This window comes from Bacillus sp. WC2507 (genome assembly GCF_052656125.1).
The window spans coordinates 1,611,168-1,627,620 of record NZ_JBQXPN010000001.1; the positions used below are offsets into that span (position 1 = coordinate 1,611,168).

Below are 16,453 nucleotides of genomic sequence, written 5' to 3' on the forward strand. Positions count from 1 at the left end.
AGATTGGAAGATCAATTAAAAGATTTTATTCATTATATGGTTGTCGAAAAAGGGCTAGCGAAAAATACAGTTATATCTTATGAACGTGATTTAAAAAGTTATGTAAAGTATTTGCAAAATGTAGAACAAGCGAAAAGTTTTCATGAAGTGACACGCTTGCACATTGTTAATTTTCTGCAGCACTTAAAAGAAAACGGAAAATCTTCGAAAACATTAGCGCGTCATATCGCATCGATTCGTTCGTTTCATCAATTTTTACTTCGTGAACGAGCGGTAGAGCACGATCCATCCGTACATATTGAAACGCCACAAGGAGAACGGAAATTACCGAAAGTATTATCAGTCGATGAAGTAGAGGCGTTACTTCAGACACCGAAAATGACGAGTGCTTTTGGGGTTCGTGATAAAGCGATGCTAGAGTTACTGTATGCAACGGGACTTCGTGTTTCAGAATTAATTGCCTTAAATTTAGAAGATGTACATTTAACGATGGGATTTGTTCGTTGCATAGGGAAAGGGAATAAAGAAAGAATTATTCCATTAGGAAGTTTAGCGACGGAAGCGATTCAAAAGTATATTGAAAAGGGAAGAAGAGAATTGATGGGTAAAAAAGTAGTAGATGCACTCTTTTTAAACCATCATGGGAATCGATTATCAAGACAAGGTTTTTGGAAAATTTTAAAACGATTGGCGAAAGAAGCAAATATTGAAAAAGAGCTTACACCTCATACGTTGCGCCATTCTTTTGCTACGCATTTATTAGAAAATGGAGCAGACTTGCGCGCTGTGCAAGAAATGCTTGGACATGCAGATATTTCAACGACGCAAATTTATACGCATGTTTCAAAAGCTAGATTAAAAGATGTATATAAACAGTTTCATCCGAGAGCATAGTCACTATGCTCTTTTTTCATAGATTCAAAAGGCTATAGTACTTCACAGAAACTTCACAAACATTTCGTACATTGTTTTCAGCAGAAGACTAGAATATTACAATGTATTTCCTCTATACTAAATAAAGTACAAAGGAGGAAATGATGATGAAAAAACTTATTATGACTTTATTTATCGCGATGCTAGCATTGGCTGGCTGTAATACAAACAAAGAAGAACCGAAAAAAGAACAGAAACTGGAAGCTGTAAAAGTAGCAGTTCAAACAAATCCGAAAGAAATTAAACCTGGTGAAAAAACAGAAGTACAAGCACTTGTTACACAAGGAAAAGAAAAGGTAACGGATGCTGATGATGTAAAGTTCGAAATTTGGAAAGCTGGCGAAGAAAAGCGCGAGATGTTAGATGGGAAGCATAAAGGAAAAGGTGTTTATGCTGTAGAGAAAACGTTTGAAACGGATGGAGTATATCATATTATCGCTCACACAAATGCGCGTGAAATGCATGTTATGCCAGAAGTGAAAGTCGCTGTAGGAAATGCGAAAGTAGAAGATGTGAAAAAAGAAAATAGTGATCACGGTGCAGGGCACGGCGATCATAAAAGCGATACAATGATCCACCTTATGGCTGGTGACATAAAAGCAAATGCAGAATCAACAATGAAAGTTCATTTAAAACAAAAAGAAGAAGCGTTAACTGGTGCTGAAGTACAACTTGAGATTTGGAAAGATGGTGTTGAAAAGCACGAATTTATTCCAGCGAAAGAAGGAAATAAAGGAGAGTATGAAACGAAACATACTTTCAAAGAAAACGGTTCTTACAAAGTGAAAGTTCATGTTAAAAAAGGTGAACTGCATGAACATAAAGAAGAAACAGTAGAAGTAAAATAAAAAGTAGCTCTTTAGAGCTGCTTTTTATTTTTATCTCGCTATTTGTGGGCTAATGAAAGTTTCATTTTATATGAAGAAATAAATCATAAAATAATTAGCACTTCTTTGCATAATGGATTACAATAGAAGTGTGAAGAAAATGAGAAATTCTACGAAAATGTATTAAAAAGAAAGCGTAAACATGTTATGATATCAGTATCAGATGTCTGACATCTGACTTAGAAAAAACTAGAAATGTTTTTGAGGCGTTTCAAAAGAAACGAAATAGGTTAGAGAGTCATTTAAAGAAGTACTGTTTGATAATGAGAACGAAAGATAATTCTTATGGAGAACAGTTTCACTTTATAGCGTTTTGAACATACTACAAGAAGTAGAACTGAACTTATAGGAGGTCGCAGTTATGAATAAATATAAACGTATATTCCTAGTCGTAATGGACTCTGTTGGAATCGGTGAAGCACCAGATGCTGAACAATTTGGTGATTTAGGATCGGACACAATTGGTCACATTGCTGAACATATGAATGGGTTACAAATGCCTAACATGGTGAAATTAGGTCTTGGTAACATTCGTGAAATGAAAGGCATCTCTAAAGTAGAAAAACCACTTGGATATTATACAAAAATGCAAGAAAAATCTACTGGTAAAGATACAATGACAGGTCACTGGGAAATTATGGGGCTTTACATTGATACACCATTTCAAGTGTTCCCAGAAGGATTCCCAAAAGAATTACTTGATGAATTAGAAGAAAAAACAGGCCGTAAAATCATCGGTAATAAACCAGCTTCTGGAACTGAGATTCTTGATGAACTTGGTCAAGAACAAATGGAAACAGGCTCTTTAATTGTTTACACTTCTGCTGATAGCGTTCTGCAAATCGCAGCACACGAAGAAGTGGTGCCGCTTGATGAGTTATATAAAATTTGTAAAATTGCACGTGAATTAACGTTAGATGAGAAGTACATGGTAGGTCGCGTTATCGCTCGTCCATTCGTTGGTGAGCCTGGAAACTTTACACGTACACCAAACCGTCATGATTATGCATTAAAACCATTTGGCCGTACGGTAATGAATGAATTAAAAGATAGTGACTACGATGTAATTGCTATCGGTAAAATCTCTGACATTTATGATGGTGAAGGGGTAACTGAATCGCTTCGTACGAAGTCTAACATGGATGGAATGGATAAACTTGTAGATACATTAAATATGGACTTTACAGGTCTTAGCTTCTTAAACTTAGTCGACTTTGATGCACTATTTGGGCACCGCCGTGATCCACAAGGATACGGAGAAGCTCTGCAAGAGTATGATGCTCGTCTTCCAGAAGTATTCGAAAAACTAAAAGAAGATGATTTATTATTAATTACAGCAGACCATGGTAATGATCCAGTTCACCACGGTACTGATCATACACGTGAATATGTACCGTTATTAGCATATAGCCCAAGCATGAAAGATGGCGGACAAGAATTATCACTTCGCCAAACATTTGCTGATATTGGTGCAACTGTAGCAGAAAACTTCGGTGTGAAAATGCCAGAATACGGAACAAGCTTCTTAAACGAGCTAAAGAAATAGGGGGATAAACAAATGAATCGTGAACTTATTACAAAATCAGCTTCATACTTAAAAGAGAAATTTCAAGAGACACCACAAGTAGGACTAATCCTTGGATCTGGACTAGGTGTATTAGCAGAAGAAATCGAGAACGCAGTAACAGTACCATACAGTGAAATCCCTGAATTCCCAGTATCAACTGTAGAAGGTCATGCAGGTCAACTAGTATTCGGTACACTTCAAGGTGTAACAGTAGTAGCAATGCAAGGACGTTTCCACTTCTATGAAGGATACGACATGCAAAAAGTAACATTCCCAGTTCGTGTTATGAAAGAACTAGGTGTAGAAACAGTTGTTGTAACAAATGCAGCTGGTGGTGTAAATACATCATTTGAGCCAGGCGATCTTATGTTAATTTCAGACCACATTAACTTCATGGGTACAAATCCATTAATCGGACCAAATGATTCTGAAATGGGTGTACGTTTCCCTGATATGTCTACATCATATACAGTAGAGCTTCGCGAAATGGCGAAACAAGTTGCAGCAGACTTAAATATTAAAGTACAAGAAGGTGTATACGTTGGAATGACAGGTCCTGTATATGAAACGCCTGCTGAAATTCGTATGCTTCGTACACTTGGCGGAGATGCAGTTGGTATGTCAACAGTACCTGAAGTAATTGTAGCTCGTCATGCTGGTATGAAAGTACTGGGTATTTCTTGTATTTCAAATATGGCAGCTGGTATTTTAGATCAGCCACTTCACCACGATGAAGTAATCGAAACGACAGAACGTGTTAAAGCTAACTTCTTAGCATTAGTAAAAGCAATCGTAAAACAAATGAAGGGGTGACCTCACAATGAGAATGGTGGACCTAATTGCAAAAAAACGTGACGGACATGCATTAACGACAGAAGAAATTAACTTTATTGTTGAAGGATATACGAATGGGAATATTCCTGATTATCAAGTAAGTTCACTTGCAATGGCAATTTTCTTCCAAGATATGAACGATCAAGAACGTGCTGATTTAACGATGGCAATGGTAAATAGTGGTGATACAATCGATTTATCAGCTATTGAAGGGGTAAAAGTAGATAAGCACTCAACAGGTGGTGTTGGTGATACAACGACACTTGTATTAGGTCCATTAGTAGCCGCTTTAGGTGTACCGGTTGCAAAAATGTCTGGACGTGGTTTAGGCCATACTGGTGGTACAATTGATAAATTAGAAGCAGTTCCAGGATTCCATGTTGAAATCGAAAATGATGAATTCATGCGTCTTGTAAATGAAAACAAAATCGCTGTTATCGGTCAAAGTGGAAACTTAACACCTGCGGATAAAAAGTTGTATGCACTTCGTGATGTAACGGCAACAGTAAACTCAATCCCGCTTATTGCAAGCTCGATTATGAGTAAAAAAATTGCTGCTGGTGCAGATGCAATTGTTCTTGATGTAAAAACTGGAGCAGGTGCATTTATGAAAACAGATGAAGATGCAAAACGTTTAGCAGAAGCAATGGTGCGCATTGGTAATAACGTTGGTCGTAATACGATGGCTGTTATTTCTGATATGAGTCAACCACTTGGTGAGGCTATTGGTAACGCGCTTGAAGTACAAGAAGCAATTGATACATTACAAGGTAAAGGACCGAAAGATTTAGAAGAGTTATGTTTAACACTTGGAAGTCAAATGGTATACCTTGCTGGACAAGCTTCCTCTTTAGAAGATGCGCGTGAAAAATTAATTGAAGTAATGAACAACGGTAAAGCGCTAGAATCATTTAAAACGTTCTTATCAGCGCAAGGCGGAGATGCATCTGTTGTTGATGATCCTTCTAAATTGCCACAAGCACAATTCAAAATTGAAGTGGAAGCGAAAGAAGACGGTTATGTATCAGAAATCGTTGCAGATGAAATCGGAACAGCAGCAATGCTTTTAGGAGCAGGACGTGCGACGAAGGAATCTGAAATTGATTTAGCAGTTGGCTTAATGCTTCGCAAAAAAGTAGGGGACAGCGTGAAAAAAGGTGAATCCCTTGTTACAATTTACGCAAACCGCGAAAATGTGGAAGATGTAAAAGCAAAAATTTATGAGAACATGAAGATTGCTAACGAACATGTAGATGCACCAACATTAGTGCACGGCATCGTTACTGAATAATAAAAAAGAGCCAGGGAGTATTTCTCCTTGGCTTTTTTTACTATTTTTTGTTTATAATAATAATGGGTGAAATTATGATTAGAATTTGTGCAATAACAAAAGCAGATGAAGTATTATATGATGTTTCGCTAGAAGAAACAAAGAAAGACCATATTGTATGGTATTGGCTAGATTTATATAAGCCAACGAAAGAAGAGTATACATACATTTTGCAAGATCATTTTAAGTTCCATCCCCTTGCAATTGAAGACTGTATAGAATATGTACAGAGGCCAAAAGTTGATTTTTATGATGGATATAACTTTTTAGTTCTTCATGCATTTGGTGAGGATGGATTAGAACCGCACGAGATCGATTTATTTATTAGTGACCGTTATATTGTTTCTTTCCATTTTTCTCATAACAATGCAATCGAGAGAGTATGGAAAACACTTGGAGAAAAGAAGCGTATTAAAAATAGTCCTTTACACGTAGCACATACAATTATCGACCAAATTGTAGATGACTATTTTGCGCCTGTCTATTACATTGAGGATCATTTAAATGCAATTGATGATAATTTAACGGGTGAGACAGCAGGAAGTGTACTAGAAGAAGTATTTGATATACGTGCAGATTTATCGAAGCTAAGGCGTACAATCATTCCGATGCGTGATTTATTGTATCGTATTTTAAATTCGACTCGTTTTTACGGTATAAGTGATCATGAGATTTATTTTAAAGATATACATGACCATTTGCTTAAACTGACAGAAATGATTGAGGCAAGCCGCGAGTTAACGGCAGATATTCGAGATAGCTATTTTTCATTAAACTCACATCATATGAATAACATTATGAAAACATTAACGGTCTTCTCAACTATTTTCATGCCACTAACATTTATCGCAGGAGTATATGGGATGAACTTTTCACATATGCCAGAGCTTGGTGGGAAGTATAGTTATTTTATTTGTCTATTGTTAATGGCGTTAATTGGTGGCGGAATGATGGCCTGGTTTTATAAAAAGGGCTGGTTTAAATAAAAAAACACCGAGGTATTCACCTCGGTGTTTTTTTATTTAACCAATAGCATGTAATACAAACATGGCTAAGAATAAGCATGTAATGATATACATAGACGGTGCGACTTCTTTACGCTTTCCAAGAGCAACTTTTAAGATAGGATAAGCAATAAATCCGAACGCAATGCCATCAGCGATACTATATGTGAGCGGGATCATGATGATAATTAAGAACGCTGGAAATCCTTCTGAAAAATCGTTCAGAGGAATTTGTTGAATGCTTGTAATCATCAGGCCGCCAATAATAATTAAGATTGGTGCAATGGCACTATCAGGAATTAGTTTGACAAACGGAAGTGCAAACAGTGATGCAAAGAATAACAAACCTGTAACGATAGACGTCAGACCTGTCTTTCCGCCTGCAGTAATACCTGCGGCACTCTCTACTGTTGATACGGTAGGGCTTGTGCCAAATAGACCACATGTCATTGCTGAAATTGCATTGGCTTGGTAAGCACGTGGGAATTTACGGTCATCTTCTAATAAACCGTGTAGAAGTCCCATGTTCTCAAAAATAAGCACCATGCTTAAGGAGAATGTTGCAATCCAAAACGGTAAGGAAGAAAGTTTGCCAAATGACATAGCTCCAAACACATCGCCGTAATTAGCGAATGAGAATGAACTATTTCCGATTTGACTTGTATCAACAAGACCAAATAGCCATGCAATACCAGTTCCTATTGCAATCGTCCATAAAAAGTTTCCACGTACGTTACGAATAAATAGTACAAGTGCAACGATAAGAGTAAGTAGTGTCGCAAGAACGACAGGGTTACTTAATTTACCCATTGCAACAGCAGTATTTGGATTCGAAACGACTAAACCACCTTTTTGCAATCCGATAAACGCTAAAAATAATCCGATGCCGACAGTAATAGCTTCCTTTAATGACTTTGGAATCGATACTGAGAGCACGCGAGCGATTGGTGTAAACGCAGCAATTGCAAAAATAATACCAGAGATGAAGACAGCTGCTAATGCTTCCTGCCAAGCTAATCCGAGCGTATGCACAGCAGTGTACGTGAAGAATGCATTTACACCCATACCAGGGACAAGAATAGCAGGTGCATTTGCCCAAAATGCCATGAGCAGACATCCGACAAATGAACTGAAAACAGTTGCTAAAATTCCAGCTTCAAGAGGAATGCCAGCATCTGATAAAATTGACGCATTTACAATCATAATATATACGATCGTGAAAAATGACGTAACTCCAGCTAAAACTTCTTGTTTTGGTGATGTTTCGTGTAAACCTAATTTAAATGTACTTTCAAGTATTCCTTTCATGTTAAACCTTCTTTTTCATATCCCTCTCCCACCCGTGATATCTCTTTTGTAAGAGCTCACCGTCCTTTATTATATCAGAACATCATGTTTTTACAACAAGGAAAATGATAACGTTTACTTATAAATAAAATTATTTATAAATACGTAAAAATCGCTCGTATTGTGGAAATGATCTCTAGTTCTCCCGATTGAATGGGCGGGGCTGCCTGTGCATGTAAAGTAGCATAGGATGTCACTTCCCTTGGTAACTGGGCAGATTCTTCAACGAATGAGAGTGGAACAGGATTAATGTTTAAATTGTATGTACTCGCAATAGCACGAGCTTTTTCTACCGCTTGTTGCAGAGCTTGAATGAGAGCTTGCTCATAATATTTATTTGGATGCGATATTCGAAAACGTAATCCCTTTGCTAAGTTTGCTCCATTTGAAACGGCTATATCATATACTTCCCCTGCTTTTTGTACATTTAAAACGGTAATTTCATACAAATGTTCCACACGGTATCCTTGTAGTAATGCTTTATCATTTACATACTCGTATTGAGGAGTGATTGTATAAGAAATCGTTTCTATGTCTTTATCAGCAATACCAAGCTGTTTAAGTGCATCCAGCAATTGTTTTGATTGCACTGCATTTTCTTCTTGTGCTTGTTTCACATTTTTACTATCAGTTCGAATGCCAAGTGTTAATATAACAACATTGGGTTTCGCTTTGACAACACCTTCACCTTGTACAGTAATAGTCGCTTCTTTACCAGTATTAGCTGTGCGTACGTTGTGTAAATAAGGATTCATTCCACCCTGCATTTTCCATCACCATCCTTTTTATATGTATATGTGTGAACAAAAAAGAAATTTATATGAAAAAAGTTACATAAATGAGAATGTAGAGGAAAGAAAGCATATACAACATAGGTATTTATAGATTATAATATGTGTAAATATGATAAAAAAGGGACGAGGCTAGTGAACGACAAAAGAGAAACACTGATTTTAGAGTTATCCGGATCATTTAGAAAGATGATACGTTTATTACAAAATGATATTAATACACGTTTTGCAGAACATATGCCATATAATGAATTTTCTGTATTACGTGCGTTATTTTTAAACAGTCCACAGATGGCTTCGCAAATTGCGAGTGAAGTAAACGTAACCTCCAGTCATATTACAGCTGTTACTGATCGTCTCGTACGAAAAGGGTTTGTAGAAAGAAAGCGTTCAAATTCAGACCGTCGTATCGTGTACTTAGAAATTACAGAACACGGAAGAGAAGTAACTGAAAAACTTGAAGCTGTGCGTAAAGAATATTATAAAGAGAGATTTAAAGGTTGGAGCGACCAAGAAATCGAAATGGTGTTAGAGCTATTTGGCCGCGTATTATAATAAATGAGGATAGGAAGCGGAAGCTTTCCTATCCTTTTTCTTTTGAATAAAAACATTTTGAAACTCCAATACTTTAATTAAAAAGAATCGGAGTGAAAAATTATGAAACGTATTTGTACGCTTTTCATTGTGATTGGAAGTTTTTTCTGCTTTCATCAATTCGCGAATGCCGCTACGCCTCTTCAAGTCGTTCAAAAAGAATTACAACATATTTCAAATAAGCAACCTGTTTTATATTCGAAACTATGGATTCGTTCTATGCAGAACGCTATTTTATTTCATCATAGTGACAACATTCGGCATGAAGATACGATCAGTAATGTAACAAAGTCTTCTCTTGTAAAAGTAAAACAACTTCCACTTCAGAAAGCATCGCAGTACATCCCGAGGTTATCGCAATATATTTCTAAGTTTGAGGCTGAGAATGTGCAAGTGTATTATGTTGCAGCTCGTTATGAAGTGAAAAAAGAAAATCCGTATCAATTAAATGGAATGAATTATTTTATGCAAGTGTTTATTCAACAAGGGGGAGAATGGAGAATTGCTGAAAGTATAGTTGCTCCAACAGATCAAATCGTGGCAAATGGTGATGGGTTTGGAACGAAGCAAGAAAAAGAGTATGGGAAAAGAAGAGAGAATGTGAAATAACCTCCTCGTCAAGAGGAGGTTATATTATTTGAAATTCCAAGAGACTTTCCATTTTAATATTTTAGGTAGGAAGAAATACGTAATGAAACTAGTCACCAAAAATCCGATGTAAAAGCTGGACAATGACTGCGCGCGACTTAGCATTAAACCTCCAACGATACCACCAAAGAAAATCGCACAAGCCAATACTACTTTTTGTAGTTTCGGATATAATAAGTAGTTACCATTTCGTTCATTGACTGAACGGGCATATAAATATATACCGAGTGGTAATAAAATAATGATATGTGCGATAGGTCCAATCAATGTTTTTACCGGTGGAATCTTTGTAAAGTTTGGTTCGTTATGACGTACTCCATCTTCATCAGTATAAGCGCTTTGAGGACTGTAATTAAAGCGAATGGCAAAATCTTCTGCTGGACTAGAAATACGTATGTTTTCCATCACATCATGTATAAGACCATTGTCCTCATGAAATTCAGTGTTTGAGTGAACTGCAATGACTCCTGAGATGAGTGATGGAAGTAAAGCTGGGAAGATTAATATAGCTGTAGTGAGAAATCCTTGCGATATAACATTCCCTGCAATTGTACCTATACATAAGGCAAGTGTATAAATAGCAATTAATACAATTAACATGTATATAAAGTAACTATGAAAGGGGGAGAATACTTGATATTTATTATGAAAAGTTAACTTTTTCATAATAGCAAATAGTCCCCAGTTTAAAACGACAACAGCGGCGATATTACAGATTCCAAACAACCACTTTGTTATATAGAGGTGTGAACGTTTAAAGGGCATAGACCATAGCAAGTCGCTAGAGTTATCTTGTCTTTCCCATCCAATTAACGTACAAGCTAGCACGATAAGTACACTACCTAACAGCATGACAGGATCTAGTAGTGTTAAATCAAAGGTGTAATGATATATATAGTTCCACTTTTTATTGTCATTTAGAAATTGTTCCTCTTGAATAGAAGTCATATAGTAGTAATATGACAAAGTATAGAAGCTGACGAGCCAAAATAACCAAACAACATACTTACTTTGGTGATACGTTCTTAGCCATAGAGCTTTTTGAAACATAGGATCTCTCCTTTAAAAAACTTTATAATTTGTTAGGCGTGATAATATAACATAAGTAATGATTCCAGTTAGAAACAAACCGATATAGTAGCTAGGTAAGAAATGAAAATGGTTTATTTTATAGCCGCCTAGTAATGCAAAGTAAATGGTTGTCCCCCATATCCATATTCGTAAATGCTTTTGGAAAATAAATATCTTCTGACCGTTTTCATTTGGCGATCGTGTATATAAATATGTCCCAAGTAGTAAATAAAATATCGTATAGAAAATAGGGACTAACATTGATTTGGCTGAATAATATATATGAGATGCTGGATCTCTTAAAGTAGTTGGATTGTTCTCGATCTTACGGGATTCCGGATCATAGTAATAATTGATAGAAAAGTGATTAGTTGGTGCAACTATATTTGTTTTTTGATTGATTTCATAAAGTTGTCGATATAAGTTTTCATTTTTAATATTTGCAGCGTCTAAATGGTTTATTGTAAAAGTGTATAGTAATGTAATAAATGTAACCCCTGCTAGTAACCACGGAACACAAAAAACAACCTGCGAAACAACGCTTCCAGTAAAAGTACCGATGCATAGTGCAGCTGTATATACTGCAACATAAGAAACAATCGCATAAAGAAAGTATCGATGAAATGGACTAAATGATTGATAATCAAAATGAATGGTTGTTCTATAAATCACATACATAAGAATCCAATTTACAAGTAAAGAGCTTACAATACAAAAGGAACCGAAAGTCCATTTAGATAAGAAAACGTCTTGTCTTTTAAAAGGCATCGTCATAAGTAGTGTATTAGATTGGTTGCTACGTTCCCATCCTATCAATAAGCAGGCTAAAGCAATGATAAGAACAGTTAACCAAAAACTATTACCTTCTCCTGAAGAAAAGGTATAAAAATAATAATACTGTTTCCCTTTTTCTTGTAATTCGTAATACGCATCAAGTTGTTGCTGAGCACTTCTATAGTAGCCAAAAGGTAACAAGTAAAGCGAACTAAAGAAGAATAGTAACACAGCATATTTCCCGCGCTTCCAATTCCACATCCACAACGCCTTATGAAACATACCCATCCTCCTCCAGTGTCGTAACGAAGACATCTTCAAGTGACATTGTTAATTCTTCAATGAGTATAGGTTGTTCTTTATAAAATTTCTCCAGTGTTGTAGCCACATTTCCCTCAATTAAGATTGTATATACTTTTCCTGTTTGATTTAATATTTTAATATTGCTTAAGTTTTCTAGTTTTTGAGGTAATGAACGTTCATAAGCTACTTGGATTTTAGCAAATCGTGATTTTGCATCGTCTAGTGATGTAATAGAAGATATAGTATGGCCTTTTAATATAATGATTGTATCTGCAATTTGTTCCACTTCATCTAAATGGTGAGTTGAGATGAAAATGGTAATCTCTTTTTCTGCAACTTCTCCAACGAGAAACTGTAAAATTTGTCTTTTCACGATAGGATCAAGTCCGTTTGTCGGTTCATCTAAAATGATATATTCTGCTTTTGCAGCAACGGCTAAAATGATGGCAAGCAGTGCTTTCATTCCTTTTGAGTAACTACGAATTCGTTTGTTTGGTAAGTTAAAACGTTCTAATAGCTCATAGAAATGTGTTTCATCAAATGCGGTATAAACTGCTTTATAAAACTTTACAATTTCTTTTATCGTATAGCCGTTCAGTATGTTAGTAGAATCCGGGACATATACGATTTTTTGTTTTGTCTCAGGATTTTTATGAATGTCGGTATCCTCATATGTAACAGTTCCCACATCGGGGTCTAAAATGCCGACCATCGTTCGCAATAAAGTTGTTTTCCCCGCACCGTTTCTTCCGAGTAATCCGACAATACTTCCTCTTTGTAATGTGAAAGAAACATCGTCTAAAATCGTTTGATTATCAATCGTTTTCTTCAAGTTTGTCACTTTCAGCATCCGCATTTCCTCCAATCTCTTTGTAATATGAATCTATCCAATCATGAATTTTATCTTTCGTAACACCAAGATAAGAGGCTTCTAATAGTAATTGATGAAATTGCTTTTCAACCATAGCGATTTTCCTTTCGTCTAATGTTGGGGTAATCGATTGGGATACAAATGTTCCTTTTCCTCGTAATGTTTCAATAATCCCTTGTCGCTCTAACTCTTGGTACGCCTTACTCACTGTATTTGGATTTATAACGAGTAAAGAAGCGAGTTCGCGTACAGAAGGTAGTTTGTCACTTGGAGCTAACATGTTCTTCAATACGAGTTCTTTTATATTTTGAACAATTTGTTCCCATATCGGAGTGTTGCTTCTTGGATCAAGTTGAATATGCAAGAGCAATGTCTCCTTTCTGACTTGTATTAAGTGTACTACTCGATGTAATACACTTAATACAATATAGGTGATGAATGTATTTGTCAACTGAAAATATTAGAAAAATATGGTATTAAAAAATAAAAAATTGGAAAAAATAGGTCTGATATAGAATGGAGGGTTAGTCATGAAGCGAGTTTTTGGAATACTTGTTTGTTTCATGTTATTGCTTTCTGGTACTTCAGTTAGTTTCGCACAATCTGAGAAAACGAAGCAGGAGAAAACAGAAGAAACAACGCCGAAGTTAGCGGAACAAGCGTCGTCAGCAATTGTAATTGAACAAGATACAGGTAAAGTTTTGTTTGATAAAAATCCAAATGAGAAGTTACCACCTGCTAGTATGACGAAGATTATGACAATGCTATTAATTATGGAACAAGTTGAAAAAGGAAAACTAAAACTGACCGATAAAGTTAGAGCAAGTGAGCATGCAGCTTCAATGGGTGGATCACAAATCTTTTTAGAGCCTGGAGAAGAGATGACTGTAAATGAAATGCTAAAAGGTATTGCCATTGCATCTGGAAATGATGCATCTGTTGCAGTAGCGGAGCATATCGCTGGTTCAGAAGAAGGTTTTGTAAATATGATGAACAAAAAAGCGAAAGATTTAGGACTGAAAAATACTCATTTTCAAAACCCAACAGGTCTTCCGGCTAAAGACCACTATTCCACAGCGAATGATATGGCTATAATGGCGAAAGAATTGATGAAGTACCCACTTATTCGCAAATATACCGGTAAATACGAAGACTATTTACGAGAAGATACGGATAAGAAGTTTTGGCTCGTTAATACGAATAAGCTAGTACGTTTTTATCCTGGAGTAGATGGTGTAAAAACGGGCTTTACGACAGAAGCAAAATATTGTTTAACAGCATCGGCTGAAAAAAATGGCATGCGTGTTATTTCAGTTGTTATGGGAGCACCTACATCGAAAGAACGGAACAACCAAGTAACGGAGCTTCTTGACTACGCATTTGGACAATATATGACAAAGAAATTGTATACGCGTGGAGAAAAAATTAAGACTGTTCAAGTAGGAAAAGGGAAAAAACAAAAGGTAGATTTAGTCGCGTCAGACAATGTGTCTCTTCTTATGAAGAAGGGCGACAATATGGACAAAGTTAAACAAGAAGTAATTGCTGAAAAGAAAGTGAAAGCGCCGATTAAAAAAGGTGACGCACTTGGTACACTTGTTATTAAAAAAGATAAAGATGTTTTATTAAAACAAACTATTGTAGCAAAAGAAGATGTTGCTGCAGCGAGCTGGTGGGAGTTATTTAAAAGAAGTTTTGGGATGTTTTCAACATCAAAATAGCGGCAAACATTTTGCCGCTTTTCTATTCTTATGAAAGTAAATAATTGTTGAATGGTTTCACTTTATGGCGAAATAGTTCTTCTTTTGTCAGTAGGAAGGATTCTTATGTTGTATCACGAAAATCTTTATGTATGTAAATGAGTAAAGTTTGAGCATAAGGAGGAAATCGTGTGAGTCTTTCCATGCAATTAGAAGTAAAACGTGACGTCCTATGTGTGAGACTAGCGGGTGAATTAGATCATCATACTGCTGAAGAGTTGCGAACGAAAGTAACAGATATGATTGAGACACATGGTGTTCATCATATTGTTTTGAGCCTAGAGAACTTATCGTTTATGGATAGTTCTGGTTTAGGTGTTATATTAGGCCGATATAAGCATGTAAAGGGATTAGGTGGGGAAATGGTTGTTTGTGCAATTTCACCGCCTGTTAAGCGTTTATTTGAAATGTCGGGCTTATTTAAAATTGTTCGCTTAGAAGAAAGTGAAGCGCATGCGCTCGCGACGTTGGGGGTGGCATAAATGAGAAATGAAATGAACCTTCAATTTTCAGCATTAAGTCAAAATGAATCATTCGCTCGCGTTACAGTAGCTGCTTTCATTGCCCAACTAGACCCAACGATGGAAGAACTTACGGAGATTAAAACGGTTGTGTCAGAAGCAGTTACGAATGCAATTATTCATGGGTACGAAGGAAATGCAGAAGGTGTTGTTTATATTTCTGTAATTTTGGAAGAAGCAATGGTGAAACTCACGATTCGAGATGAAGGGATTGGCATCTTTGATTTAGATGAAGCAAGACAACCCCTTTTTACAACTAAACCTGAATTAGAGCGTTCGGGAATGGGATTTACTATCATGGAAAATTTTATGGATGAAGTAGAAGTTATTTCAAACGAATCTTTCGGGACAACAATCCATTTGACAAAATACTTATCAAATAGTAACGCTCTATGCAATTAAGGAGAATAGCCAATGGACATAGAGGTCAGAAATGAGAAGAAGAAACCTCAGTTAAAGGACCACGAGCTAAAAGCGTTAATTCAAAAAAGTCAAGATGGAGATCAACAAGCAAGGGATACAATCGTTCAAAGTAATATGCGTCTCGTATGGTCGGTTGTGCAGCGTTTTCTTAATCGAGGATACGAACCAGACGATTTATTTCAAATTGGATGTATTGGACTCTTAAAATCGGTAGATAAATTTGATTTATCTTTCGACGTGAAATTTTCAACATATGCAGTTCCAATGATTATTGGCGAAATACAGCGATTTTTACGTGATGATGGATCGGTGAAAGTAAGCAGATCTTTAAAAGAAACCGGAAACAAAATTCGGAAGATGAGAGACGAGCTTTCGAAAGAATTCGGAAGGGCTCCAACGATTAATGAAGTAGCCGAGGCGTTAGAACTAACGCCGGAAGAAGTTGTTCTGGCGCAAGAAGCGAGTCGTGCTCCTTCATCCATACATGAAACGGTGTATGAAAACGATGGAGATCCGATTACTATTTTAGATCAAATTGCCGATCAATCTGAAACGAAATGGTTCGATAAAATTGCTTTAAAAGAAGCAATTAGAGAATTAGATGATCGAGAACGTTTAATTGTGTATTTACGCTATTATAAAGACCAAACGCAATCAGAAGTAGCGGAACGCATAGGCATTTCGCAAGTACAAGTTTCAAGACTTGAAAAGAAAATATTAAAACAGATGAAAGATCGAATAGATGAATAGCTATCTATTCGATTTTTTTTATGACTTTAATAGGAGGAGAATGTA

General features: G+C 36.2%; 18 protein-coding genes. 12 read left to right on the plus strand and 6 right to left on the minus strand.

Going from position 1 to position 16,453, the window contains the following annotated elements:
* Positions 1–3: 3 nt before the first annotated feature.
* From xerD to corA, 6 genes are all read left to right on the plus strand, one after another.
* Positions 4–894, plus strand: coding sequence for a site-specific tyrosine recombinase XerD (gene xerD / locus ACUN28_RS08700; protein WP_016086422.1), 891 nt, complete (start codon positions 4–6; stop codon positions 892–894).
* 146 nt (positions 895–1,040) lie between these two features.
* The gene (locus ACUN28_RS08705; protein ID WP_080117870.1) at positions 1,041–1,781 is read left to right on the plus strand and encodes a FixH family protein; all 741 of its coding nucleotides are present in this window, start codon (positions 1,041–1,043) and stop codon (positions 1,779–1,781) included.
* A gap of 400 nt (positions 1,782–2,181) precedes the next feature.
* Complete coding sequence (gene deoB / locus ACUN28_RS08710) at positions 2,182–3,366, plus strand: phosphopentomutase (protein ID WP_016086424.1); 1,185 nt, start codon at positions 2,182–2,184, stop codon at positions 3,364–3,366.
* 12 nt (positions 3,367–3,378) lie between these two features.
* Positions 3,379–4,200 (plus strand): purine-nucleoside phosphorylase, encoded by an 822-nt coding sequence (locus ACUN28_RS08715; RefSeq protein ID WP_016086425.1) that lies wholly within the window; start codon positions 3,379–3,381, stop codon positions 4,198–4,200.
* A 7-nt stretch (positions 4,201–4,207) separates the two neighbouring features.
* Positions 4,208–5,512: a pyrimidine-nucleoside phosphorylase gene (locus tag ACUN28_RS08720; protein ID WP_016086426.1), complete on the plus strand. Its 1,305-nt coding sequence runs from the start codon at positions 4,208–4,210 to the stop codon at positions 5,510–5,512.
* 62 nt (positions 5,513–5,574) lie between these two features.
* On the plus strand, positions 5,575–6,537 hold the full coding sequence (gene corA, locus ACUN28_RS08725; protein WP_016086427.1) for a magnesium/cobalt transporter CorA: 963 nt from the start codon (positions 5,575–5,577) through the stop codon (positions 6,535–6,537).
* Between the two features lie 36 nt (positions 6,538–6,573).
* Here the strand turns inward: corA and ACUN28_RS08730 are convergent, their stop codons facing one another.
* Both ACUN28_RS08730 and ACUN28_RS08735 read right to left on the minus strand, forming a co-directional pair.
* Complete coding sequence (locus ACUN28_RS08730; RefSeq protein WP_016086428.1) at positions 6,574–7,863, minus strand: NCS2 family permease; 1,290 nt, start codon at positions 7,861–7,863, stop codon at positions 6,574–6,576.
* Between the two features lie 134 nt (positions 7,864–7,997).
* Positions 7,998–8,669, minus strand: coding sequence for an SIMPL domain-containing protein (locus ACUN28_RS08735; RefSeq protein WP_016086429.1), 672 nt, complete (start codon positions 8,667–8,669; stop codon positions 7,998–8,000).
* A 159-nt stretch (positions 8,670–8,828) separates the two neighbouring features.
* Here ACUN28_RS08735 and ACUN28_RS08740 point away from each other — a divergent pair, with 159 nt between their 5' ends.
* Both ACUN28_RS08740 and ACUN28_RS08745 read left to right on the plus strand, forming a co-directional pair.
* On the plus strand, positions 8,829–9,248 hold the full coding sequence (locus ACUN28_RS08740) for a MarR family winged helix-turn-helix transcriptional regulator (RefSeq protein ID WP_016086430.1): 420 nt from the start codon (positions 8,829–8,831) through the stop codon (positions 9,246–9,248).
* Positions 9,249–9,350: 102 nt separating this feature from the next.
* Positions 9,351–9,896 (plus strand): hypothetical protein, encoded by a 546-nt coding sequence (locus ACUN28_RS08745; RefSeq protein WP_016086431.1) that lies wholly within the window; start codon positions 9,351–9,353, stop codon positions 9,894–9,896.
* A gap of 24 nt (positions 9,897–9,920) precedes the next feature.
* On the opposite strand, the gene ACUN28_RS08750 is transcribed toward ACUN28_RS08745, so the two are convergent.
* The 4 genes from ACUN28_RS08750 to ACUN28_RS08765 are packed head-to-tail and all read right to left on the minus strand — an operon-like array spanning position 9,921 to position 13,318.
* Positions 9,921–10,985 (minus strand): ABC transporter permease subunit, encoded by a 1,065-nt coding sequence (locus tag ACUN28_RS08750; protein WP_016086432.1) that lies wholly within the window; start codon positions 10,983–10,985, stop codon positions 9,921–9,923.
* Positions 10,986–10,997: 12 nt separating this feature from the next.
* The gene (locus ACUN28_RS08755) at positions 10,998–12,062 is read right to left on the minus strand and encodes an ABC transporter permease subunit (protein WP_016086433.1); all 1,065 of its coding nucleotides are present in this window, start codon (positions 12,060–12,062) and stop codon (positions 10,998–11,000) included.
* Positions 12,052–12,933 carry an ABC transporter ATP-binding protein gene (locus ACUN28_RS08760; protein WP_016086434.1) on the minus strand — a complete coding sequence of 294 codons (882 nt, stop codon included), beginning with the start codon at positions 12,931–12,933 and terminating at the stop codon, positions 12,052–12,054. The genes ACUN28_RS08755 and ACUN28_RS08760 overlap by 11 nt, the downstream gene beginning before the upstream one ends.
* A complete protein-coding gene (locus ACUN28_RS08765; protein WP_000548032.1) occupies positions 12,899–13,318 on the minus strand; it encodes a GntR family transcriptional regulator in 420 nt (139 codons plus the stop codon). Before ACUN28_RS08765 ends, ACUN28_RS08760 begins: the two co-directional genes overlap by 35 nt.
* Positions 13,319–13,484: 166 nt before the next feature.
* Here ACUN28_RS08765 and dacF point away from each other — a divergent pair, with 166 nt between their 5' ends.
* From dacF to sigF, 4 genes are all read left to right on the plus strand, one after another.
* Positions 13,485–14,675: a serine-type D-Ala-D-Ala carboxypeptidase DacF gene (dacF, locus tag ACUN28_RS08770; RefSeq protein WP_016086435.1), complete on the plus strand. Its 1,191-nt coding sequence runs from the start codon at positions 13,485–13,487 to the stop codon at positions 14,673–14,675.
* Positions 14,676–14,845: 170 nt separating this feature from the next.
* The gene (gene spoIIAA, locus ACUN28_RS08775) at positions 14,846–15,196 is read left to right on the plus strand and encodes an anti-sigma F factor antagonist (RefSeq protein WP_000059133.1); all 351 of its coding nucleotides are present in this window, start codon (positions 14,846–14,848) and stop codon (positions 15,194–15,196) included.
* Positions 15,197–15,637: an anti-sigma F factor gene (gene spoIIAB, locus ACUN28_RS08780; protein WP_001243399.1), complete on the plus strand. Its 441-nt coding sequence runs from the start codon at positions 15,197–15,199 to the stop codon at positions 15,635–15,637.
* Between the two features lie 12 nt (positions 15,638–15,649).
* Complete coding sequence (sigF, locus tag ACUN28_RS08785) at positions 15,650–16,408, plus strand: RNA polymerase sporulation sigma factor SigF (protein WP_016086436.1); 759 nt, start codon at positions 15,650–15,652, stop codon at positions 16,406–16,408.
* Positions 16,409–16,453 lie beyond the last annotated feature (45 nt).

Coding starts and splice junctions, on each gene's coding strand:
- ACUN28_RS08705 (WP_080117870.1), top strand. CDS start 1,041: ATGAAAAAACTTATTATGACTTTATTTATCGCGATGCTAGCATTGGCT.
- sigF (WP_016086436.1), top strand. CDS start 15,650: ATGGACATAGAGGTCAGAAATGAGAAGAAGAAACCTCAGTTAAAGGAC.
- ACUN28_RS08750 (WP_016086432.1), bottom strand. CDS start 10,985: ATGTTTCAAAAAGCTCTATGGCTAAGAACGTATCACCAAAGTAAGTAT.
- ACUN28_RS08755 (WP_016086433.1), bottom strand. CDS start 12,062: ATGTTTCATAAGGCGTTGTGGATGTGGAATTGGAAGCGCGGGAAATAT.
- ACUN28_RS08720 (WP_016086426.1), top strand. CDS start 4,208: ATGAGAATGGTGGACCTAATTGCAAAAAAACGTGACGGACATGCATTA.
- spoIIAB (WP_001243399.1), top strand. CDS start 15,197: ATGAGAAATGAAATGAACCTTCAATTTTCAGCATTAAGTCAAAATGAA.
- ACUN28_RS08745 (WP_016086431.1), top strand. CDS start 9,351: ATGAAACGTATTTGTACGCTTTTCATTGTGATTGGAAGTTTTTTCTGC.
- corA (WP_016086427.1), top strand. CDS start 5,575: ATGGGTGAAATTATGATTAGAATTTGTGCAATAACAAAAGCAGATGAA.
- deoB (WP_016086424.1), top strand. CDS start 2,182: ATGAATAAATATAAACGTATATTCCTAGTCGTAATGGACTCTGTTGGA.
- ACUN28_RS08730 (WP_016086428.1), bottom strand. CDS start 7,863: ATGAAAGGAATACTTGAAAGTACATTTAAATTAGGTTTACACGAAACA.
- ACUN28_RS08735 (WP_016086429.1), bottom strand. CDS start 8,669: ATGCAGGGTGGAATGAATCCTTATTTACACAACGTACGCACAGCTAAT.
- dacF (WP_016086435.1), top strand. CDS start 13,485: ATGAAGCGAGTTTTTGGAATACTTGTTTGTTTCATGTTATTGCTTTCT.
- ACUN28_RS08760 (WP_016086434.1), bottom strand. CDS start 12,933: ATGCTGAAAGTGACAAACTTGAAGAAAACGATTGATAATCAAACGATT.
- ACUN28_RS08715 (WP_016086425.1), top strand. CDS start 3,379: ATGAATCGTGAACTTATTACAAAATCAGCTTCATACTTAAAAGAGAAA.